Annotated in this window: 22 protein-coding genes; 8 read left to right on the forward strand and 14 right to left on the reverse strand. The window is 60.3% G+C overall.

Annotated elements, in window-relative coordinates; translation table 11 throughout:
* Window positions 1–75: 75 nt before the first annotated feature.
* From AX760_RS00215 to AX760_RS00240, 6 genes are all read right to left on the reverse strand, one after another.
* A complete protein-coding gene (locus AX760_RS00215; RefSeq protein WP_071830811.1) occupies window positions 76–1,476 on the reverse strand; it encodes an NAD(P)(+) transhydrogenase (Re/Si-specific) subunit beta in 1,401 nt (466 codons plus the stop codon).
* A 12-nt stretch (window positions 1,477–1,488) separates the two neighbouring features.
* Window positions 1,489–1,899 (reverse strand): proton-translocating transhydrogenase family protein, encoded by a 411-nt coding sequence (locus tag AX760_RS00220; protein ID WP_071830812.1) that lies wholly within the window; start codon window positions 1,897–1,899, stop codon window positions 1,489–1,491.
* Between the two features lie 62 nt (window positions 1,900–1,961).
* Window positions 1,962–3,119 (reverse strand): Re/Si-specific NAD(P)(+) transhydrogenase subunit alpha, encoded by a 1,158-nt coding sequence (locus AX760_RS00225; RefSeq protein WP_071830813.1) that lies wholly within the window; start codon window positions 3,117–3,119, stop codon window positions 1,962–1,964.
* 202 nt (window positions 3,120–3,321) lie between these two features.
* Window positions 3,322–3,546, reverse strand: a complete 225-nt coding sequence (locus AX760_RS00230) for an aa3-type cytochrome c oxidase subunit IV (RefSeq protein WP_071830814.1) — start codon at window positions 3,544–3,546, stop codon at window positions 3,322–3,324.
* A 211-nt stretch (window positions 3,547–3,757) separates the two neighbouring features.
* A complete protein-coding gene (locus AX760_RS00235) occupies window positions 3,758–4,513 on the reverse strand; it encodes an N-acyl amino acid synthase FeeM domain-containing protein (RefSeq protein ID WP_071830815.1) in 756 nt (251 codons plus the stop codon).
* 239 nt (window positions 4,514–4,752) lie between these two features.
* Window positions 4,753–7,059 (reverse strand): putative bifunctional diguanylate cyclase/phosphodiesterase, encoded by a 2,307-nt coding sequence (locus AX760_RS00240; RefSeq protein ID WP_071830816.1) that lies wholly within the window; start codon window positions 7,057–7,059, stop codon window positions 4,753–4,755.
* A 470-nt stretch (window positions 7,060–7,529) separates the two neighbouring features.
* Here AX760_RS00240 and AX760_RS00245 point away from each other — a divergent pair, with 470 nt between their 5' ends.
* Complete coding sequence (locus tag AX760_RS00245) at window positions 7,530–8,285, forward strand: gamma-glutamyl-gamma-aminobutyrate hydrolase family protein (protein ID WP_071830819.1); 756 nt, start codon at window positions 7,530–7,532, stop codon at window positions 8,283–8,285.
* Window positions 8,286–8,290: 5 nt separating this feature from the next.
* Here the strand turns inward: AX760_RS00245 and AX760_RS00250 are convergent, their stop codons facing one another.
* The 3 genes from AX760_RS00250 to AX760_RS00260 all read right to left on the reverse strand — a co-directional run bounded on the left by AX760_RS00250 (window position 8,291) and on the right by AX760_RS00260 (window position 10,918).
* Entirely contained in the window at window positions 8,291–9,262 is a 972-nt protein-coding gene (locus AX760_RS00250) for a 2-hydroxyacid dehydrogenase (RefSeq protein ID WP_071830821.1), read from the reverse strand.
* 22 nt (window positions 9,263–9,284) lie between these two features.
* The gene (locus tag AX760_RS00255; protein ID WP_071830823.1) at window positions 9,285–10,319 is read right to left on the reverse strand and encodes a LacI family DNA-binding transcriptional regulator; all 1,035 of its coding nucleotides are present in this window, start codon (window positions 10,317–10,319) and stop codon (window positions 9,285–9,287) included.
* A 104-nt stretch (window positions 10,320–10,423) separates the two neighbouring features.
* Window positions 10,424–10,918, reverse strand: a complete 495-nt coding sequence (locus AX760_RS00260) for a MarR family winged helix-turn-helix transcriptional regulator (protein ID WP_071830824.1) — start codon at window positions 10,916–10,918, stop codon at window positions 10,424–10,426.
* A gap of 94 nt (window positions 10,919–11,012) precedes the next feature.
* Here AX760_RS00260 and AX760_RS00265 point away from each other — a divergent pair, with 94 nt between their 5' ends.
* The 4 genes from AX760_RS00265 (at window position 11,013) to AX760_RS00280 (ending at window position 14,753) form a co-directional block, all read left to right on the forward strand.
* Window positions 11,013–11,816: a creatininase family protein gene (locus AX760_RS00265; protein WP_071830825.1), complete on the forward strand. Its 804-nt coding sequence runs from the start codon at window positions 11,013–11,015 to the stop codon at window positions 11,814–11,816.
* A gap of 81 nt (window positions 11,817–11,897) precedes the next feature.
* The gene (locus AX760_RS00270) at window positions 11,898–13,040 is read left to right on the forward strand and encodes a CobW family GTP-binding protein (RefSeq protein WP_071830826.1); all 1,143 of its coding nucleotides are present in this window, start codon (window positions 11,898–11,900) and stop codon (window positions 13,038–13,040) included.
* On the forward strand, window positions 13,040–14,029 hold the full coding sequence (locus AX760_RS00275) for a WD40 repeat domain-containing protein (protein WP_071830827.1): 990 nt from the start codon (window positions 13,040–13,042) through the stop codon (window positions 14,027–14,029). Before AX760_RS00270 ends, AX760_RS00275 begins: the two co-directional genes overlap by 1 nt.
* Before the next feature lie 46 nt (window positions 14,030–14,075).
* Window positions 14,076–14,753, forward strand: coding sequence for a spermidine synthase family protein (locus AX760_RS00280; protein ID WP_071830828.1), 678 nt, complete (start codon window positions 14,076–14,078; stop codon window positions 14,751–14,753).
* Between the two features lie 16 nt (window positions 14,754–14,769).
* Here AX760_RS00280 and AX760_RS00285 read toward each other — a convergent pair whose 3' ends face one another.
* The 3 genes from AX760_RS00285 to odc2 all read right to left on the reverse strand — a co-directional run bounded on the left by AX760_RS00285 (window position 14,770) and on the right by odc2 (window position 17,711).
* The gene (locus AX760_RS00285; protein WP_071831024.1) at window positions 14,770–15,789 is read right to left on the reverse strand and encodes a serine hydrolase domain-containing protein; all 1,020 of its coding nucleotides are present in this window, start codon (window positions 15,787–15,789) and stop codon (window positions 14,770–14,772) included.
* Between the two features lie 111 nt (window positions 15,790–15,900).
* A complete protein-coding gene (locus AX760_RS00290; protein WP_071830829.1) occupies window positions 15,901–16,491 on the reverse strand; it encodes a GNAT family N-acetyltransferase in 591 nt (196 codons plus the stop codon).
* Window positions 16,492–16,577: 86 nt separating this feature from the next.
* The gene (gene odc2 / locus AX760_RS00295) at window positions 16,578–17,711 is read right to left on the reverse strand and encodes an ornithine/lysine decarboxylase (RefSeq protein WP_071830830.1); all 1,134 of its coding nucleotides are present in this window, start codon (window positions 17,709–17,711) and stop codon (window positions 16,578–16,580) included.
* A gap of 701 nt (window positions 17,712–18,412) precedes the next feature.
* On the opposite strand from odc2, the gene AX760_RS00300 reads away from it, so the two are divergent.
* The 3 genes from AX760_RS00300 to AX760_RS00310 all read left to right on the forward strand — a co-directional run bounded on the left by AX760_RS00300 (window position 18,413) and on the right by AX760_RS00310 (window position 21,028).
* Entirely contained in the window at window positions 18,413–19,306 is an 894-nt protein-coding gene (locus AX760_RS00300; protein ID WP_071830831.1) for a LysR family transcriptional regulator, read from the forward strand.
* Between the two features lie 85 nt (window positions 19,307–19,391).
* On the forward strand, window positions 19,392–20,033 hold the full coding sequence (locus tag AX760_RS00305) for a DUF1007 family protein (protein WP_071830832.1): 642 nt from the start codon (window positions 19,392–19,394) through the stop codon (window positions 20,031–20,033).
* Window positions 20,027–21,028: a nickel/cobalt transporter gene (locus AX760_RS00310; RefSeq protein ID WP_071830833.1), complete on the forward strand. Its 1,002-nt coding sequence runs from the start codon at window positions 20,027–20,029 to the stop codon at window positions 21,026–21,028. The genes AX760_RS00305 and AX760_RS00310 overlap by 7 nt, the downstream gene beginning before the upstream one ends.
* 23 nt (window positions 21,029–21,051) lie before the next feature.
* On the opposite strand, the gene AX760_RS00315 is transcribed toward AX760_RS00310, so the two are convergent.
* Window positions 21,052–21,267, reverse strand: a complete 216-nt coding sequence (locus AX760_RS00315) for a hypothetical protein (RefSeq protein WP_071830834.1) — start codon at window positions 21,265–21,267, stop codon at window positions 21,052–21,054.
* A gap of 179 nt (window positions 21,268–21,446) precedes the next feature.
* A complete protein-coding gene (locus AX760_RS00320) occupies window positions 21,447–22,223 on the reverse strand; it encodes a tellurite resistance TerB family protein (RefSeq protein ID WP_071830835.1) in 777 nt (258 codons plus the stop codon).
* Window positions 22,224–22,247: the final 24 nt, after the last annotated feature.

The following is a 22,247-nucleotide window of genomic DNA, read 5'->3' on the forward strand; positions in this document are numbered from 1 at the left end:
ATCGAAATCAGACAAACAAATACGCCCGCCGGATCACTCCAGCGGGCGTTTTCGTATGAGCCGAACGGCACGTATTTAATGGGCCATGGCCTTGACGATGTCGTCGGTCATCTTCTTGGCATCCCCGAGCAGCATCATTGTGCCATCCTTGTAGAACAGCGTGTTGTCGATGCCGGCATAGCCGGAGCCGAGCGACCGCTTGACGAACAGGCAGGTCTTGGCCTTGTCGACGTCGAGGATCGGCATGCCATAGATCGGCGAGGTCTTGTCGTCGCGCGCCGCCGGATTGGTAACGTCGTTGGCACCGATGACATAGGCGACATCGGCCTGCGCGAATTCGGAGTTGATGTCCTCAAGTTCGAAGACCTCGTCATAGGGCACGTTGGCTTCGGCGAGCAGCACGTTCATGTGGCCCGGCATGCGGCCGGCAACCGGATGAATGGCGTATTTCACCTCGACACCGTTCTTCTTGAGGGCATCGGCAAGTTCGCGAACGGCATGCTGTGCCTGCGCCACCGCCATGCCGTATCCGGGCACGATGATCACCTTGGAGGCGTTGGCCATCAGGAAGGCGGCATCGTCTGCCGAGCCCTGTTTGACCGTGCGCTGCACGCCGTCATCACTGGTTGCCACGCCGGCATCACCGCCGAAACCACCCAGGATAACCGAGATGAAGGAACGGTTCATGCCTTTGCACATGATGTAGGACAGGATCGCGCCTGACGAGCCGACCAGCGCACCGGTGATGATCAGTGCCAGATTGCCGAGCGTGAAGCCGAGCGCGGCCGCAGCCCAACCGGAATAGGAATTGAGCATAGACACCACGACCGGCATGTCCGCTCCACCGATCGGCACGATCAGAAGAACGCCGAGCGCAAGCGCCAGCACGACAATCGCCCAGAAGGAAAAATGGCTTTCGGACCCAGCAAGTCCGACGATGAAGATGACGATCAGGGTCAGAAGCGCGATATTGATGGCATGGCGGAACGGCAGCATGATCGGCTTGCCGGACATGCGGCCGTCGAGTTTCAGGAAGGCGACGATCGAGCCGGTAAAGGTGATTGCGCCGATGGCCACGCCAAGCGCCATCTCCACCAGGGCCACGGCATGGATCGAACCGATCTCGCCGATGCCGAAAGAGGACGGTGTGTAGAGCGCAGAAGCAGCAACCAGAACAGCGGCAAGGCCGACCAGCGAATGAAAGCCGGCAACCAGTTGCGGCATTGACGTCATCGGGATCGAACGGGCGATATAGGCCCCTGCCCCGCCGCCGATGGCAAGGCCCAGCAGGATCAGCATGAGGCCGCCGAAAGACGGCATGGCCAGCAGCAACGTCGTGACGATGGCAATGCCCATGCCTGTCATGCCGAGAATATTGCCGCGGCGCGACGTGGTTGGATGGGAAAGACCGCGCAGCGCCATGATGAACAGCACGCCGGAGATGAGATAGAGGAAGGCTGCGATATTGGGTGACATCGGCTCAAGCCCTCACTTTTCTTTTTTCTTGTACATGGCAAGCATGCGCTGGGTGACGAGAAAACCGCCGAAGATATTCACCGACGCCAGCACCAGTGCGACGAAGCCGAAACCGGTGGCAAGACCGGAGGCCGATATGCCGACAGCCAGCAGCGCGCCGACGACGATGACCGATGAAATCGCGTTGGTGACCGCCATCAGCGGGGTGTGGAGCGCCGGCGTCACCGACCAGACGACGTAGTAGCCGACGAAGATCGACAGCACAAAGATCGCCAGTTGAAAAACGAAAGGGTCGATGGCGCCGCCGGACAGCCCGTGGACAGCAGCACCGGCTGCCTCCGGCACATATTCGGCTGCCGTGCGAACTGCTTCGACCGCCCGGTCGAGGTCGCCGATCGCCTTGTCGAGTAGGTCATTGGCCATCAAACATCTCCCATGGGCGGTCGCACTTCTCCCCGAAGTCCGAACATCACCCTTTCAAATTCTTAAGCTGTTGCTGTTGCTACGACCGGCGCCGGCGCAAAATTCGGATGCACGACCGTGCCGCCATGCGTCAGCATCGTCGCCTTGACCAGTTCGTCCTCGATGTTGAGGGCAAGCATGCCGGTTTCCTTGCTGACCATGGTCTCGAGGAAGGTCACGAGGTTCTTGGCGTAGAGCGACGAGGCGCTGGTGGCGATCCGGCCGGGCACATTGTTGTAACCGACGACCTTGACGCCTTCGACCTCAACGACGGAGCCGGCAACGGCACCTTCGATATTGCCACCACGCTCGACGGCAAGGTCCACCGCAATCGAACCTGGCTTCATGGCCTTCAGCATTTCGCGGGTGATCAACCGCGGCGCCGGGCGGCCCGGGATCAGCGCCGTGGTGATGACAATATCCTGCTTGGCAAGGTGCTCGGCGGTCAGCACAGCCTGCTTGGCCTGATAGGCTTCGGACATCGGCTTGGCATAGCCGCCCGATGTTTCCGCGGCCTTGAACTCGTCGTCCTCGACGGCGATAAACTTGGCACCGAGCGAGGCGACCTGCTCCTTGGAAGCCGGACGAACGTCCGTGGCGGTAACCACGGCACCAAGACGGCGGGCAGTTGCGATCGCCTGGAGGCCGGCAACACCGGCGCCCATGACGAAGACCTTGGCAGCGGGCACAGTGCCGGCCGCCGTCATCATCATCGGCATGGCACGATCGAATTCGGCGGCGGCGTCGATCACCGCCTGGTAGCCGGCAAGGTTCGCCTGGCTCGACAGCACGTCCATCGACTGGGCACGGGTGATGCGCGGCATCAATTCCATCGCAAAGGCAGTGAGGCCGGCCGACGCCATCTCAGCCAGAGCAGCTTCGTTCCCGTAGGGATCCATGATGGCAATGACGATGGCACCGGACTTGTAGCTGGCGGTCTCGGCAGCCACCGGACGACGGACCCGCAAGACAACGTCGGCAGATTTTGCATCGGCAGCAGTGCCAATCCTTGCACCGGCGCTCTCGAAAGCTGCGTCCGGGACGCGAGACAGCAGTCCTGCGCCCGCTTCAACGACAACGTCGAAACCCAGCGTCTTCAGCTTCTTCACACTATCAGGCGATGCGGACACGCGCCCTTCGTCGGGATTGCTTTCCCTGGCAACAAATACGGTTTCAGTCACTCAACCCTCCCTGATGGACAGTCCACGGCGCAATCCAGCACCGCAACGGACCTGTCCTTCATCCCCGTCTGTTCTCGCCCGCCTGCACGGTTCGCGCCGCAGAACAAACGCGCGCGTCGGTAAACCCGATCAAAATGTCAGGCGATGCGAAACCCGCCCATCACTCCCATGGGCAGGCTCCAGTCAATGTCCGGAAAGCCGATCAGCGCAAAAGCACGACGCCGGCAACGTTGAGAAGAATGAACAGCACGGTTGCCGTGAAAAAACCGGCGCTGGTGAAGAAACCCGCGGCCATGGCGATCAGAAGCGCAACGCAGAAAATTGTCAGATACTTCGATGCAGCAAGGAAGAACGTATATGTTTTCTCATGCTCTGGATAATCCATCGGCGCGCCGGTTTCGACCGGTCCGGATTGATGTTCAGCCATCGTCCCTATCTCCCAGAATTCTGCGCGCTCCGCGGTCAAGCCGTCCCGATCCGCACATCATATGAAACCAAATATAAAACCAATTCCTGCGACGCCATCCAGCATAACGCGCAAAGCATCGTCCACTGGCCATATACAAAGCGGCGATGAAGCGCAATAAAAACCCGTCACGCAAAGCTGTGGCATATAGTTTCGGCTTTGCCCGCGATGATCAGAGCGGCATCCGCGTTCGATGCTGCGTTGTCATCGCGAGACGGGCGGTGGGCCGGACCGTCAATGGCGTGAAGGAAGCCCGCTCATTGCCGTTAAACATCATCCTGCGCTCGAAAGGCTCGGAATCAAAAAACGGAAAGCGGGTATAGAGCCAAGGCCGGATTTCGCGCACGCGGGCGGCAAGCAGCGTCAGGTCGATCTTGTAGTTGCCGCAGTTCTTCTGCGGGGAAACGATGGTATCGGCATCGAAGACCCGCTTGTAGAATGCCGCATGCTGCGGCTTGACCAGCGACAGGCAGCGATCAACATCGAAATGTTCCGAAGCCATGGTCGCGACGCGGAGCGTCAGATAAGGAATGGCCGGCATCTCCTTGAGGATTTCCGGATCGGCGGCGAGCCGCACGGGGTCTATCAGGCTCATGCCGGCATCAAGAAAACTGTCGATCTCTTTGCCGAAAACGGATCCCGACGAACTGGCCCGATGCTCAGGCGTGACGTGATGGACACGCACCGTGCTGATCAGGCGCTCCTCGTAGTAGATGCCGAAGACATAGGCATGGCTGTCGAAGTCGATGTCGTCGATCAGCGTCGAGCCGGACAAAGGCAGGATATCCGCCATCTTGTAGGCCTTGAAGCGGATGCGGGCGACATCTTCCATGTCCTCGCCGGACTCGACCCGCCGGTACTCTACATGGTCCAGCAACTCCAATAGTTTTTCGGAAAACCGATTCCGCGTCGAGCCAATAGCGTCCATGAATAATACCTCGTTAACGAAATATTAATCTATCAAGCCGCATCGGCGCCACAATGGGGACGAACAATTTTAACAATTTACCATTTGTTAAGGTTAATGAATCGTAAACTTTTTATTACAACAAATCGCACTTAACTATGAATATTCACGGAATACGCGGCTGAATCGCACAGAAATAAACTCTGCGGATCAAAAGGAGATCGCAGATGAAGCCGTACTCGGCATCAATGTGGGCTGTATCAGGCGGTGCGCCGGCGCCGTTTTGTCGACGGTCTCTTCTTCGCCAGGGTATCGCAGAGATCCACGATCGAGAAGGATGGCATAGGGGCCGCGAACACATACCCCTGCACCAGATCGGCGCATTTGAACTCGTTGATCAAGGCGAGCTGGTCTTCGGTCTCGACCCCTTCGATGACGATCTTCAGCCCAAGCTCGCGCGACAGGTTCACAGTTCCCCGCAGCAGCTTGAAGCGGCGTGCGTCCTCGCGGATGTTGCGAACGAACGAACGGTCGATCTTGATAATATCAAGCGGCAGCGCATCGAGATAGCTAAGGCTGGAATAGCCGGTTCCGAAGTCGTCGATGGCGATGGTGATGCCACGTGCCCGCAGCTCCTGCAGGATGGTCTGGACCTTGACGGCCTCTTCCAGAAGGCAACTTTCGGTAACCTCGAGATGCAGCCGCGCCGGGTCAAGTCCGGTTTCCGTCAGTGTATCGGTGATGAACGCAACGATATCGCTGTTGCGCAGGTCGAGGGCAGAAAGGTTGACGGACACGGCAACATGGGACGGCCAGGTCATGCAGTCGCGGCAGGCCTGGCGCAGCATGATATGGGTGATTTCCGAAACGACGCCCATTTCCTCGGCCAATTGGATGAAGACCACGGGCGATACGGGACCGCGCTCGCGGTGCGTCCAGCGTGCCAGCGCCTCGCAGCATTCTATCCGGGTTCCATCCGGCAGGAACATCGGCTGATAGGCCACGGAAAGATTATCGTTGTCCAGGGCTTCCCGGAGATCTGATTTCAGCTTCTGGCGATCGAGATAAAGCGCATCCATCTCCGCTTCGAAGGCCGTGCATCCACCCTTGTTGCGGCTCTTCGTCTCGAACAGCGCCAGATCGGCCTTGATCTGCAGATCCTCCAGCCGGAAGCCGCTGCTGGAACTGATGACGTAACCGGCACTCATGGACATGTTGAAGGTAAAACCGCTGGCATTGTAGGAACCGCGCATCTGCCCGTGTACGGCGCGCATACGGTCTTCCAGATCGTCACGATTGTCCGCATTGGGGAAGAACAGCACGAATTCGTCACCCATCAGGCGCGCCGCAATCGCTGTATCGATGCTGACCTTTTTCAAGCGTTCCGCGATGACGCACAGGAGTCGATCACCGACCACATGGCCCTTGGTGTCATTGACATGCTTGAACTCGGCCACATCGAGAACCATGAAACCGATCGGCCCGGCCTGCGTCCGCTCGGAAAGGGCATTGCTGACGAGATCGGCGAAATAGTCGCGGTTGGGCAGGCCCGTCAGCGTATCGAAGCGGACCATCTGCAGGATCTTCTTCTCCGCCCTGACCCGCGCCGTGACATCTTCGAATATCAGCACCACACCGCCGTGGGCGCGGCGGCTGGCGGAGAATTCCAGAAACAGGTCATCGGAGAAGGGGATGAGCGCGCGCGACTGCACGCCTTTCATCAATTGGTCGAGTTGGCGCAACACCTGTTTGGCCCGATCTTGCTCCAGGAACGTATGGCGCACCCCGTAGCGCAAAACCGCATCGAGATGGCAATCCTTGAGCCGAGCCTGATCGCCGAGATTGAGCAACTCGCAGGCACGCCGGTTGGCGACAAGAATGCGGTTCCCCGAATCCAGCATGAACAGACCATGCGGCATATTGTTGAGGGCGACATCGAAGCGCGCCGCAATCGTCGAGATTTCGCGCGCCGCCTTGACATTCTTGTGGAGGAATTCGCGGACACCGGTTGCCATAGACCATGTGGTCAGGATGAAGGGAACCATCAGCAAGGCCAGGAGAGCCATGAAACCATCGAGCAAGGCGAGCAGGCCAATCACGATCGGTCCGCAGGCCGAGAAGGTCAGCATCACCACCGCACGCGCCGAACCGTAATTTCGTCCGACTACGGAGACCATGGTGGCAAGCGTTACGGAGATGCAGGCCAGTTCAGCAAAGGCATCCCGGGAGACGAGAATGGAATAGCCGCAGGCAGAACCGAGCGTAATGGTCGCGCAGACCGCGCCGGCATTGTAGCGGTTTTCCCACATGCGAATGCCGTTGAAATCGAGTGCCGAACGATCGACATGGTCGAACCGGCGCATGCCAACACTTCGGCCCAGCCAGATGACGATGACGGCAGCGCAGCAGGCAAGATAGAAGGGATCGGAGGTTTTCGCGAAAACAAGGCTGAAGGTCACGACATGCGAAAGCATGCCGATCAAGAGAGTCTGGCGATACTCATAGAGAGAACTCACGAACGAAAGATAGACATCGGTCGGAAGAGCGCCCTGTTCTGTTGCTTTCATGAACCCTCTGCTCCGGTTTGAAGAAGTGTTATTCCGGAGGCTTTAACGAAAGATTGCATCCATTGGCATGTAAAACAGACTGCCGATGGCACCACTCTTCAGTGGAGACACGACTGCCCAGCGTATTCAACCCCATATTGCAGTGAAACCTAAAGAATACGCGCCTTTTACAACCATGCATGGAGAACGGGTGCAAAATCTTTTTGCTCGCATTTGCGCTTCGGAACATCACAAATCTGACTGTTCAACAGGTTAAATCCGGAAATGGTTACCCGGTCTCTAAGAGTTCCGGCCAGATCTTGCCACTTTGGCGCAAAGGCTTTGCCGATCGCCTCATCTCAAAGCGTAAGCCGCCATGCAATCCGATTGACTTCAGGCCCTTTGTCAAGGCAAAGCGGAGGGCAAGGATCGCCGATGGACGCGCCGATACCGCGACAAACCGCCGCCGAAACATTGCCTGGAGACGGACTATGCACAAGCCGATCGTTGCCATTCCGGCAGACTTCCGCGAATTCGACGGGAATGTCTGGCATGGCGTTCCGCATCAATATGTCCGCGCTGCCGTCGAGGGTTCCGGGGTCATGGCCTTCCTTGTGCCGGCGCTGGAAAGCGGAAACGATGCGGACGCGATTCTTGACCGCGTGGATGGTCTCCTCGTCAGCGGATCCCGCTCCAACGTCCATCCTTCACTTTATGGAAAGGTCGCCGTAGACTCAGACGGCCCTTTCGACCCGGGCCGGGACGCGACCAGCCTGCCGCTGATCCGCCGGGCACTGGAACGCGGCGTTCCGCTTCTGGCCATCTGCCGTGGTATCCAGGAACTCAATGTCGCGCTCGGGGGCACACTGGCCAGCGAAATCCACGATGTTCCCGGCAACTGGGACCATCGCAAACCGGATGTCCCGGATCTCGACATAGCCTACGGCATTCGCCAGAACGTCGTCATTCGTGAAGGCACCTGCCTTGCCTCGGTGCTGGGCGCAGGCTCCGTGCAGGTCAATTCCCTGCATCGCCAGGCCATTTCCAGGGCCGCGCCGCGTCTTGCGGTGGAAGCTGTGGCCGAGGACGGCACCATCGAGGCGGTGTCTGTCATCGATGCCAAGGTCTTTGCCGTCGGCGTGCAATGGCATCCGGAATACTGGGTCGGCACGGACGGCCCGTCCTCCACCCTGTTTGCAGCCTTCGGCGATGCCGTCCGGGCCTATGCCGCAACCAAGGCTGGCTGAACGGATCAGCCTGCCTTGCGGGTAAACGGTGTTTCCGGCACCGGCGTCAGCGCTTTGCCGGTCGTAAACCAGGCCACGAGATTGTCGACCACCAGATCGGCCATGCCGTTGCGGGTCGCCTGAGAGGCCGAGCCGACATGCGGCAGCAACGAAACATTCTCCAGGGCCATCAGATCGTCGCCGACATGCGGCTCGTTTTCGAAGACATCAAGGCCGGCACCGGCGATCACGCCGCGCTGCAACGCATCCGTCAGCGCAGCCTCGTCAACCGTCGAACCACGCCCGACATTGATCAGCACGCCATTGGCACCCAAAGCAGCCAGAATCTCGGCATTGATCGTCTTTGACGTGCTGTCCGTTCCGGGAACGATGACGATGATCGTATCGACAGCCGCGGCCATGTCCTTCAGCGTCGGATGATAGACGTAAGCCAGCCCCTCGCGTGCCGTCCGGGTGTGGTAATGAATGGCGACGCCGAAACTTTCCAGGCGCTTGGCAATGGCAAGACCGATGCGGCCCATTCCATAAAGCCCGACAGTGCGCCCACGCAGCGTCAGCGGCGACAGCGGGAAAGCCCCGTCGCGCGCCCACCGACCGGCCCGCAGCCAGCGCTCCGCCTGCGGCAATTGCCGCACGGTGTTGAGCAGAAGACCGATGGTCGTATCGGCCACCTCCTCCGTCAAGACATCCGGCGTATTGGTCAACACAATACCTTTGTGGCCGGCGTGGACCGCATCGACACCATCATAGCCGACGCCGAAATTGGCGATGATTTCGAGATGCGCGAACGCATCCATGAACGCTGCAGAAATCTTGCCCTGGACCGCAATGCCGGAAATGCCGGCTGATAGCTCCGGCGTGATCAGTGCCGGATCGGCCGCAGAGACGAAAACCGGCTCGAAATGATCCGGCAGGCGATCGAGCACACGCGTGTTGATTTTTCCGGGCACGAGAATGCGGGGGCGGCCTTGCGGCATGATGCGCTCCTTTGGAATCGAATTATGAAAGGTCGGATACGGGAATGCGCAACGGGCCGGTGGACTGGCGGATACGCATTTCCGGCTTGATCAGGTGGATACCATCCGGTTCGTGACTGCCCGACAGTTTGTCGAGCAACGCGCGTGCAGCACTGCGGCCGACCTCTGCCTGGCCGTTCCAGACCGTCGTCAGGGCCGGGGTGGCGATCGAGGCTTCCTCGAGATCGTCGTAACCGGTGACCGACACGTCCCGGCCGGGAATGAGGCCGGCGCGGGCAATGCCGTTCATCATGCCGATGGCGACGAGGTCGTTCCAGCAGACGACGGCTGTCGGTTTTTGCGGCAGGGACAGGAGATGCACCGCCGCCTCGAAGCCACCCTGCTTGGAGCGCGGGCCCGGAATGCGCAGATCCGGATCGACCTCGATGTTCGCCTTGCGCAACGCGTTGACATAACCCTGGTAGCGGTCGCGGCCGGTGGATGTCTGGTCCGTGCCGCCGACCATGGCGATCACCCGGTGCCCGAGGCTGATCAGGTGATTGGTGGCCAGCGAAATACCATAGGCGTCGTCACCGCGGAAGATCGGCACGTCGAGCCCCTCGATCGACCGGGCAATCAGGATCGCCGGCATGCCGTTGTCTTCCGCCAGCTGGATATCCTCCGGCGGCGTGCCGATGGCCGGAGACATGATGACGCCATCGCCACCGAGCTGCAGCAAGGTTTCGATAAAAGCCCGTTGTTTCTCGACGGAATCATAGTGGTTCGAAAGGATGAAAGTCTGGCGGTCGCGGTCAAGTTCGGCCTCGATGGCCTTCAGAATTTCACCGTAGAACGGGTTCATGATGTCATGGACGACGACACCGATAATGCCGGAGCGTGATGTCCGCAGGCTGGCGGCGCGCCGGTTGTAGATATAGCCAAGCGCGCGGGCCTGTTCCTTGATCTTGTCGCGGGTGGTGGCTGCCACGAGCGGGCTGTCGCGCAAGGCGAGCGACACGGTTGCCGTCGAGACGCCGAGCGTTTCGGCGATGGTTGACAGTTTGACTTTCTGCGCCACGTTTCCTCCGGCCGTTCCATGTCGGCCTTCGGGCCGTTCTTTTTAAATTCTCTTTAAACTGTTTAAATTGGCGCCGCAATCGGCAAAAAAGGCAAGCACTGCCGCTATTCGCCGGGCGTTGATCCCTGGAGGTTGGCATCCACGACGCGAAGCAGCTTCATCAGCGTCTTGATCTCCTTGTCGCTCATGCCCTGCGTGGCCATTGTCTCGGAGGTTTTCCCGGCGGCCTCGATCGTTTGCAGGCTGTTGCGGCCAAGCTCGGTCAGATAGACCTTCGTCAGTCGCCCGTCACCATCATCGGTTCGACGCTCGACGAAACCCTGCGCCTCCATCCGGCCGATGGTGCGGGTCATGGTCGGTGCCTTGACGCCGAGCTTGATGGCCAGATTGCCGGCCGTTAGTCCGTCCGTTTCGGCCAGCAACAGCATCACGCCGTCCTGGCCGGCATAAAGACCGCTGTCGAGCAGATTACGCGACACGACGGTGCGCATCGAGCGGGCAGCCTGCACCAGCACCGAGGCAATATCCTGCGGCCCTATGGAGAGATCGTGCTTCTTCTTGCCCTTGTTTTTCTTCTCGGCCTTGCTTTTCTTTCCCATCGGTCCTCCACCAAATTTCTTGCACGGCCTTACCACCCCTGTATGACTCAAACGGCACCATTCCCGCAAGCAGAAGCGAAAGGCTTGAAAAGAAATGCCATTCCCGCCCGCCCGCTGGACGGAAGAAAGCGACGGATCGTCACGCGAAGACCGGCGCGACTGGATTGCAGTGCTGCCGCTCGGCGCCCACGAGCAACATGGCCCGCATCTGCCATTCGAGACGGACACGCTGATTGCGGAAGGCCTGGTGGACCGCCTCGTCGCCGCCCTGCCCGCTGGTCTGCCCGTCACCTTTCTGCCGACAGAGCCAGTCGGCTATTCGATCGAGCACCTGGATATCGAGGGTACGCAGTCACTCACCTATGACGAAGCCATCCGCAAATGGCTCGGCATCGCCGAACAGCTGAACCGACAGGGCTTTCGCAAGCTGGTCATGCTCAACGCCCATGGCGGCAACGCACCGCTGATGACGATCGTCACAACGGAAGCGCGGGTGCGGCTGAACATGCTGGCTGTTGCCACGAGCTGGACGCGCTTCGGCCAGCCGCCGGGCTGGATCGCGCCGCAGGACAAGGCGATCGATATCCATGGTGGCGATATCGAGACCTCGGTCATGCTGGCGCTCTACCCAGACAGGGTGGACAGAACGAAGGCTGAAAACTTTTCCTCACGCCAAAGCGAATTTACCGGCCTTTTCACCCATCTGCGCGCCTATGGTCCGCATGCCTTCGGCTGGAAGATGTCAGACCTCAATGCAAAAGGCGTCGCCGGCAATGCTTCGGTGGCAACGGCCGAAAAGGGCGAGGCGCTCATCGCCCATGCGGTCAACGGGATCATCGAGCTCCTGAAGGATGTCCATCGCTTCGATATCAGAGGATTCGATGCGGCCAACGGGTAGCGTTGGTGCTTTTCATCTCCTATATGACATGGCAACACTGATGGCCGGATTTCCGGCCCGCCAATCTGTCGAGGCTCTCCCATGACCGAAACCGCATCCGCCCCCGCAATCAAGCCCATTCCCGTCACCGTTTTGACCGGTTATCTCGGCGCCGGCAAGACGACGCTGCTCAACCGCATCCTGTCGGACAGCCACGGCAAGAAATATGCTGTGATCGTCAACGAATTCGGCGAGATCGGGATCGACAACGATCTGATCGTCGAATCGGACGAGGAAATCTACGAGATGAACAATGGCTGCGTCTGCTGCACGGTGCGCGGCGACCTGATCCGCGTCGTCGAGGGCCTGATGCGCCGTCCGGGACGGTTTGACGGGATCATCGTCGAGACGACCGGCCTGGCCGATCCCGTGCCGGTCGCGCAGACCTTCTTCATGGACGACGACGTCCGCGCCAAGACCGAACTCGATGCCGTCGTCGCCCTTGTCGACGCCAAGCATCTGCCGCTGCGGCTGAAGGATTCGCGCGAAGCCGAAGACCAGATCGCCTTTGCCGACGTCATCCTGCTCAACAAGACCGATCTCGTGACGCCGGAAGAACTGGCGAAGATCGAAGCGACCGTGCGCGCCATCAATCCTTCGGCCCGCATTCACCGCACCGAACGTTCCAATGTCGACCTGAACAAGGTTCTCAACCAGGGCGCCTTCAACCTGGAACGGGCACTGGAAAACGAGCCGCATTTCCTCGATCACGATCATCATGAGCATGACCACACCTGTGGTCCCGATTGTGGCCATGACCATCATGATCACGGGCATGATCACGCGCACGAGCATCACGATCACGGGCACGATCACGGGCACGACCATGGACACGATCATCATCACCACGACCACGCACCCTCGCCGATCCATGATGTGACCGTGCAGTCGGTTTCCCTGCGGGGTGGCGAGATGAACCCGGACCGCTTCTTCCCCTGGATCCAGAAAATCACCCAGACGGACGGCCCGAACATCCTGCGCCTGAAGGGCATCATCGCCTTCCAGGGCGACGAGGAGCGTTATGTCGTGCAGGGCGTGCACATGATCATCGAAGGTGATCACCAGCGCCCCTGGAAGGACGGTGAAAAGCGCGAAAGCCGTCTCGTCTTCATCGGGCGTGAACTCGACCGGGAAAAGCTCGAGCGGACGTTCAACGCCTGCGCAGCCGAGGCAAAGCCGAACTGATGCCGACAGTTGCTCCTCTCGATCTCGCCGGTCACGTGGCCGGCGTCGCCTATCTCGGCGACGTGCCCTTCTTTGCCGAGTCCGCTGGCCTGATCCACCGTCTCGACCATGGTCACAAAACAGTGGAGGCCCATGACGGGCTTCTTGCCTGCGTGCGCGACGAGGCGACCGATACGCTTCTGACCGGCGGCGAGGACGGCAAGGTCCTGCGCATCGGCATCGACGGTAGCGTAACGCAAATCGCCCATGTGCCGCGCAAGTGGATTTCGCAGATCGCCGCCGGCCCGCAAGGTGCCGTTGCCTATGCCCATGGCAAGACGGCCCATGTGAAGCTCGCGGACGGGACGGAAAAAGACTTTACAGAGGAGCGCACGGTCGAGGGAATCGCCTTTGCCCCCAAGGGCCTGCGCATCGCGGTCGCCCGCTACAACGGCGTCTCGCTGCATTGGGTCGCCATGGCGGCAGCGCCGGTCGATCTCGAATGGAAGGGCGCCCATACCGGCGTCAGTTTCTCGCCGGACGGTCGTTTCGTCGTGACGATGATGCAGGAGAACGCCCTGCACGGCTGGAAAATGGACAGCAAGCCAGGGTCGGAAACCCGCCACATGCGCATGACCGGCTATCCTGCCAAGATCAAGTCGATCTCCTGGTCGGCCAAGGGCAAGTGGCTGGCATCCTCCGGCGCGCCAGCGGCCATTGTCTGGCCATTCCAGGCGAAGGACGGCCCGATGGGCAAGGCGCCGCTCGAACTCGGCACGCGCGGCAATATGATGGTGACGCAGGTCGCCTGCCACCCGACCGACGATATCGCTGCCATCGGCTATGCCGACGGCATGATCCTTGCCGTTCGCTTCGCCGATGCCAAGGAAGTGCTGCTGCGCCGCCCCGGAAAGGGCGCGATCAGTGCCATGGCGTGGAACCGCAGCGGCAAGCAGCTGGCCTTCGGATCGGAAGCCGGCGATTGCGGCGTGATCGACATTACCGCCTGAAACATCGCGTCGGTCGTCAGCCGTCGCAGCACCGGAAGAGCAAGCGATGATCCCCTGGACCGTGATCGATACCGCAATCATGCCCGGCGGAACGGACACGCTGCGGCTGAAGCAGCGCGGCACGGAATTCTCGATCATGCTCGGCACCAACGAGCTGATGAACAGCCGGCTGAGCGGTTCGGAAGAAGCGTTGGCCAAGCTCTCCTGCGACCGGATCCGCAGCGCTTCCCGCTCCGCCATCCTGATCGGCGGGCTTGGCATGGGCTTCACGCTGCGCGCGGCATTGAAAGAGGTCGGCGACACAGCCAGTATCGTCGTTGCCGAACTTGTGCCAGCGGTTATCGCCTGGGCCCGCGGGCCGATGGCCGAAGTCTTCGGTGACAGCCTGTCAGACCCGCGCGTCACCATCCGCGAGAGCGATGTCGGCGCCTTGATCCGCGCTGAGCGCGCCGCCTATGACGCAATCCTGCTTGATGTCGACAATGGACCGGAAGCGCTGACGCGACCGGCCAATGACGACATCTACAACCTTGCCGGGCTCCATGCCGCGAAGGCAGCGTTGCGACCCGGCGGCGTGCTCGCCGTCTGGTCCTCGGCGCCCGATAGTCAGTTTACCAGGCGATTGAAGACGGCGGGTTTTGTGGCTGAGGACGTCAGCGTCCGCGCCAATGGAAAGCGCGGCGGCGCCCGACATACGATCTGGCTGGCGGTCAAGAAGGCCTGAGTGTCAAGCAGCACCCTTATCCCTCGCGCACGGCACCGATGATCTGCGCCATCAGCGCATGCAGGTCATCGCGATAACCGGTTCGCGCAGACGGCCCGCTCTCATCCGACGTCATCGCCACGGCGAGATCAAGCTCCGGCACAAGATAGAGCATCTGACCGCCGAAACCCCAGGCAAGGTGCACTGTGCTGCCGCCGATCTCACGGGTGAACCAGCCGTAGCCATAGCTATCACCGGAAAAGCGCGAATTCGTGCGCGGCGTCCAGGATTGCGCAATCCAGTCCGGCGAAACAATCTGTGCGCCGGCGCGATTTTTACCGCCATTGAGATAGAGCTCACCGAAAGCAAGAAGCGAGCGGGTGCTCATCGCCATCTGGTTTCCGCCGAGATAAATCCCCTGCGGGTCGCGATCCCAGGCCTGGATTTCGAAACCTTCGACAGGACCGAGCCACTCGCGGGCGAGCGAAAGCGTCGAGCGCCCGGTCACGCGGGACAGAGCGGCTGAAAGAAGATGGCTGGACCCTGTCGAATACAGCATGTCGCCGCCCGGTTCATCGACGAAGTCAGCCGCAAGAGCGGTACGCACCCAGTTGCGGCTCGAAACCCAGCGCCCGTAGTTCGGCCCGGACATGCGGTCGAGGCCGGCCTGCATGGACAAAAGATTGCCGATGGTGATTTTGTGGATGCGAGGATCCGGAGCGGCAGGAAGTTCGGCCTTGAGTATCGGGGCGATCGGCTGATCGACACCGGTGAGCACGCCTTTATCGATGGCGATACCGACAAGAGCCGAAATCACGGATTTGGAGGCCGACTTGATATTGGCGGATTCCGCCGGACTGTGCCCGCCCAACCCGCGTTCGCCCAGAACCTCTCTCTGGCGCGAAACAATCACGGCTTTCAGTGGCGTCAAAGACGACGCACCCTCCAGAACTTTCATGAGCGCGGGGGAAACGGATGTTTGCGCGGCAGGTGGCGTCGCCTGCGCCTGGGCAGACGCGACGGGCGCACACAGGGCAAGCAGAAGGGCGGAAGTCATCAGGGTTTTCATCACCAACGCATAACTGCCGCTTTTGCTGAAAAAGCGGCAGTTATGGCAATGGTCTGTCATGTCACGGGAAGGTGAACCGGCGTTATCACGCCGATCCTGTCACGCCGCCCGCTTCATCGGCGCCTGCATCAGCTTGCGGCCGGTGGCCGTCAGCATGCCGGCAGCTCCCTGCAGCCAGTTTTCCTTCAGTTCCAGCGCCAGGAAACGGCTGCGCTCGAACGGACCCGGCATCACCAGATGCGCGGCCTTTTCGCCGAAAAAGCCGAAGCGCTCGTAATAGGGCGCATCGCCGACGAGCAGGACGGCGCCGTGGCCGCGCGTCTTGGCTTCGCCAATCGCTGCCCGCATCAGCGCGCCGCCGATGCCCTTGCCCTCATGGCCATCGTCGACGGCAAGCGGGCCAAGCAGCAAGGCCGGCACCGGGGCACCATAGCGGCTGACCCCTGCCTCGACATTCCACAGGCGCACGGTACCGATGACATGACCGTCCGGATCACGTGCCACAAGCGCCAACCCCTCGGCCGGCACGCGGTTGCGGCGCAGCGTCTCGGACGACTTGCGGCGACGGCCGGGACCCATGGTGCGGTCCAGCAGGTTCTCGCGTGCGACGACGTCGCCCGGATTTTCCATGTCGATGGTGAAGGCATTCTGCGCAAAGAAGGCGCGGACAGAATCAAGAACAGCGGCCATGTCGGCCTCCCGTACCCAATACCGTAGTTAGCGGCGGTTGTGACAAATTGTGAAGGTGGCTGCTCCGGCAAAACCGGAGCAGACCGTTAGATGACGTAGGACTTCAGCGGGTCGAAACCGTTGAAGGCGACGGCCGAATAGGTCGTCGTATAGGCACCGGTGCCCTCGATCAGAACCTCGTCGCCGATCGAAAGCGAGATCGGCAGCGGATACATGTTCTTCTCGTACAGCACGTCTGCCGAATCGCAGGTCGGACCGGCCAGAACGCAGGGCTCCATGACGTCGCCATCATGCGCGGTGCGGATCGGGTAGCGGATTGCCTCGTCCATGGTTTCGGCGAGACCGCCGAACTTGCCGATGTCGAGGAACACCCAGCGATGGTTGTCATTGTCCGACTTCTTCGAAATCAGAACGACTTCCGCCTTGATCACACCCGCATTGCCGACCATGCCGCGACCCGGCTCGATGATCGTTTCCGGAATGTTGTTGCCGAAGTGCTTGCGCAGCGAGCCAAAGATCGCCTGGCCATAGGCTTCCGCCGTCGGCACATCCTTCAGGTACTTGGTCGGGAAACCGCCGCCCATGTTGACCATCTTCAGTTCGATGCCCTGCTTGGCCAGCGAAACGAAGACGCGCTTGGCATCGGCCAATGCCGAATCCCAGGCATCGACCTTGGTCATCTGCGAGCCGACATGGAAGGAGACGCCATGGGACACGAGGCCGAGCTGATGCGCGTAGACGAGAACGTCGACAGCCATCTGCGGAACGCAGCCGAACTTGCGGCTAAGCGGCCATTCGGCACCTTCGCCATCGGTGAGGACACGGCAGAATACACGGGCACCGGGAGCGGCACGGGCGATCTTTTCGACTTCCTCATGGCTGTCGACCGCAAAGAGCGAAACGCCGAGCGCATGCGCCTTGGCGATATCACGCTCCTTCTTGATCGTGTTGCCATAGGAAATGCGGGCTGCGGTGGCACCAGCGTCGAGCGCCATTTCGATTTCAGCCACGCCGGCGCAATCGAAATTGGAGCCGAGACCGGCGAGCAGGCGCAGGATTTCCGGCGCTGGGTTTGCCTTCACCGCATAATAGATCGAGCTGTCCGGCAGCGCATGCTTGAAGGCCTTGAAATTGCCGGCGACGACATCGAGGTCCACGACAAGGCAAGGGCCTTCGGGACGGCGGGTGTTGATGAAGTCGATGATGCGTGCAGTGGTCATAGCTCTAATTCCCCATATTCCAAACGCTCCGGGAAAACCGGAGGACAAAGGACATGCGCGAACATGAGCTGGAACCAGCCGGTGGAAACCCCGGATCCAGACATGCGCACGATGCGCGGATAAGTGAACAACGCCCTGCCAGGAGCTTTGTTCGGCTTTGTCTGCCTTTGATTGGAGGGGTGTCCCTACCGCACTTCGGGCAATGAAGGTGTGCCTCTTCAGTAACCCCGGCTGATGGAAAGCCGGAAGAGAACAAAAAGGCCCGCACCGTCGTTGCTTCAGATGTCCTCGCATTGTCCGGTTGGCCGGGCTAGCGACTGGAGGGGTTAATTCCAGGTACCTTACCGATTTCCTCACCAAATTCGAGGGTCGGCGGACACCCATGGGCACGTGCGACTTTGGGCTGAGAGGGAGATAAGAAAAAACATTGTCGTAATCAAGACTTTTTTGAAATCAGCCTCTGATTTTTTGCGCTGGACGAAGCCAATTCCATCGTTCACATTTACCGAACAGTGAAGTGATCGCAAAATGCTGACACAAAGCACTGATTTTAAATAGTTTTTATCGAAAAACCGCTTGAAGTTCCGGCATCGTCCGGGAAGGCGACACGAGACTGCCATCGACAGATTTCCGGAAGTTGCGCGAAATACGATCGAATCATTTGCGGCGCACACGCGACGCCCGAGCAAGGAGCGCAAACCATGGACACCCTCACCCGGATACGCGCGTTTATCGACGTCGTCGATGCGGAAGGATTTTCGGCCGCGGCGCGCAAGATCGGACGCTCCAAGGCGCTCCTGTCAAAATATGTCCGTGAGCTGGAAGACGAACTCGGCGCGCTCCTTCTCAACCGCACGACACGACAGTTTTCACTGACGGAGGCGGGGCACACCTATTATCGGACCGCGTCGGAGATCCTCAAGGAAATCGACAATCTTGCCGATCTCGTACGCGCCAACAATTCCGACCTCAAGGGCAAGCTGAGGATCACCGCCCCGCGCACATTCATCGATGCAGACATCGGCCAGTCGCTGATGGATTTCGCCAAGGAGCACCCGGAGCTTGCTCTTGAAATCGTCTCGGACGATCGTTTCGTTGATCTCGTCGAGGAAGGCTTCGACGTGGCGATCCGCATCACCAAGCTTGAGGATTCGACGTTGATCGCGCGCAAGCTTGACGATTTCCAGATCAAGATCTGTGCGTCGCCGGACTTTCTCGAGAAACACGGCCCGATACTCCATCCGTCGGATCTCGCCCGTGTGCCCTGCGTCATCGATACGAACGGCCGATCCTACAGCAACTGGCGCTTTATCGAGAAGGACGGCACCGGTTTCAGTGTTCCCGTCACAGGCCCGATGGAAGTCAACAGTCCGCTGGCTTCCATCCGCGCGGCCGAATCAGGGCTCGGCGTTTCCGCCGTCCCAGAATTCATAGCGCGACCGAAGATTGCGTCGGGCGTGCTCGTCTCGCTGCTGGAGGATTACCTGCCTAGGGATCGTGGCATCTATGCCATCTATCCGCACCGGCGCTACCTGCCGGCCAAGGTGCGCACCTTGGTCGATTTCCTGCATGCCTGGTTCCGGAAGAACGCATGATACGGGTCCCAATTCCGTCCCAATTCCGCTACAAGGAATGCAGATCGCATCGTGCTTCGGCGCAGGCAGACGGGACAACCGCACAATGAAGACAAAGCTCATGACCCTGGCAGCGGCGCTGGTGCTTGCGCCGTCGCTTGCCTTTGCGCACCCGCATATCTTTGCAGAGGCACGCCTCGAAATCGTCTCCGACGATAAGGACGAGATCACCGAACTGCGCAATATCTGGCGCTTCGACGAATTGTTCTCATCGAGCGTCATGCTCGATTTCGACAAGAACTCGAATGCGCAGCTCGATCCGGACGAACTCGCCGAGGTTGGGCAGACGGTTCTCGATTCGCTGGAAGAGTACGATTATTACACGACCATTTTCGACAATGGCAAAAGCGTCAAGGTCCAGAAACCTTCAGAAATCCATGCCGACTACAAGGACGGCCAGCTACTTTTGTTCTTCAGCGTAAAACCGGCAGTGACCCTGGCACTGAAGGGCACCATGTCCTTCGGCGTCTATGATCCCTCGATGTATACCGCCATGGACTTTCCGACGGATGACGACCTGGCGCTGATCGGCGACAAGGTGAACGCCTGCTCCCACAAGGTCGTACGCCCGGACCCCGACGAAGTGCTCGCCCAGAACCAGGGCAGCCTGACAGATGCCTTCTTCAACGACCCGACAGGCACCGACATGTCGAAAATGTTTGCAACGCGCATGGAGCTCACATGCTGAAGGCCGGAACTGTCGCCCGTATCGCGACGATCAGCCTGTGCCTGGCGGCAGCTTTCGCGGCGGTGGCCCACGCCCAGTCGCCGCTCGGCATCGGCACGGCCGAGCCGGCCTTCCAGACGACCGGCCTGTTTGGCGGTTTCTTTTCCTGGGTCAACATGGAGCAACAGGGCTTCTACCGCACCCTGACGGGCGCGCTGAAAGGCATGCGGGAGAACCCCTGGCAGTTGACCTCGCTGATCGGCCTGTCCTTTGCCTACGGCGTCTTCCATGCCGCTGGTCCGGGCCATGGCAAGGCCGTCATTTCCTCCTACATGATCGCCAACGAGACCGAACTGAAGCGCGGCGTTCTGCTCTCCTTCATGTCCTCCTTCCTGCAGGGCATCGTCGCAATCCTTTTGGTCGGCGCCGCCTATCTCGTGCTGCGCGGCAGCTCGATCTCGATGACCCAAGCCACGCATTTCCTCGAAGTTGTCAGTTTCGCGCTGATCGCCATCTTTGGCGGCTGGCTTCTGTTCCGGAAATTGCGCGCCATGGCGGCAAGCCGGGCAGCGACCATCGATCACCACACCGGTCATGCGCATCCGGGACACGATCACCACAATCATGCGCATGGCGAAGTCTGCGACACCTGCGGGCATGCCCATGCGCCCGACCCGTCCCTGTTGAAGGGCGACCGGTTCGCCTTGCGCGAGGCATGGTCTGCCATCATTGCGGTTGGCCTGCGGCCCTGCTCCGGCGCACTGATTGTTTTGAGCTTCGCCCTTTTGAACGGGCTTTACCTTGGCGGCATCCTGTCCGTCTTTGCCATGTCGATCGGAACAGCGCTCACGGTATCGCTCCTGGCGACATTGGCCGTGACGGCAAAGGGATTTGCTGTGCGCTACGCCTCAAGCGATGCAGCCGCCGTCAGGGTCGGCAACGGCATCGAGATTGCCGGCGCGTTGCTGGTCCTGGTATTGGGCCTGATTTTGCTCGTCGCATCCCTGCAGGCCTGAGGTCTGGCCTCTGATAGCTGGCCCTAAAGGCCGCGCCGGCGCTGATAGCGGGCGCGCAACCAGAAGATCAAGAAGAAGCCGAGCACGAACAGGGCACCGAAAACGGCTGCAAGCCATGGCGAATAATCACCGAGCCACAACATCATCGATGGCAGCAGGTAGAAACCGATGGCAACGACCACGAGAATGATGGCGGCAGCAATGGCCGGCGAACGTTCTTTTCGGACCGGATCGGTCATGCTCTTCCTTGCTGATGCCCGTGCTGTTGTTTTTGTCATGGCTGGCAGGGCGGCCACGCCGTGTGCGCCAGCCATGCCCCGAAAACATTCGTCAGTAAAGGCCATTTACACCAGAAGGCCATTGCGGCGCTTTGACACGCCGCAATGAAACCCTCCAGTCATACGCAGCAAACGACTGTCTACCAGGGAGACTTGACGGGCGTCTCGCCGATCTGCGGCACGGATGTCTGAGCCGGCTGCGTTTCGACAGTCGCCGTCTTGGCGGCGGACACCGTCGCCTCGATATGATCGATCAGGGCGTCGGCCAAGCCAAGGCGGCCGGCCAACTGGTCGAGATAGCCGCGCTCGGCCCGGTTGTCGGCATCGATCGCGAGGCGCGAGGCCGTGTAGAGCTCAACGCGCTCTTCCTCGGTCCTTGCCGCCGAGACCATGGCATCGAGATCGACCGGCTTGCTCAACTCGTCCCGAAGGAAGCTCTCGGCCTCCGAATCGAGACCTGACAGCTTGACCTTGTCCATGATGCGAGCGCGCTCGGCATCATCGATATGACCGTCGGCACGCGCCGCAGCGATCATCGCGCGCACCAGAACGAGAACGAAATCGTTGCGCATCACCTCGGGCGCGGTGCTGAAACCGGAATCAGCCGGTGGCGGCAGGAGTTCCGGCGTCGACTGGACCGGCGCATCGGCAGCGGCCGGCGTCTGTCCCGCCTGGTAATTCTTGTAGGCCTGGTATCCGAGCCCGGCGATGGCTGCGAGGCCACCCAGCTTGAGCGCACCACCGGCAATGTCGCGACCTGTTCCTGTGCCGAGAAGCACGGCAGCCAGGCCCGCGGTCTTCAGCGGATTGTCTTTCGCCATCTGCGTCAACTGGCCGGCGCGATCGCGGACCGTGCCGCCGGCTCCCGGTACCTGCGAGCCGAGCAACTGATCCAGCAATTTCTTAGCGTCGAACATAGGTTCTCACTCCGTCCCGTGTTG

Source organism: Pararhizobium antarcticum (assembly GCF_001885585.1).
GTDB classification, from domain to species: Bacteria; Pseudomonadota; Alphaproteobacteria; order Rhizobiales; family Rhizobiaceae; genus Pararhizobium; species Pararhizobium antarcticum.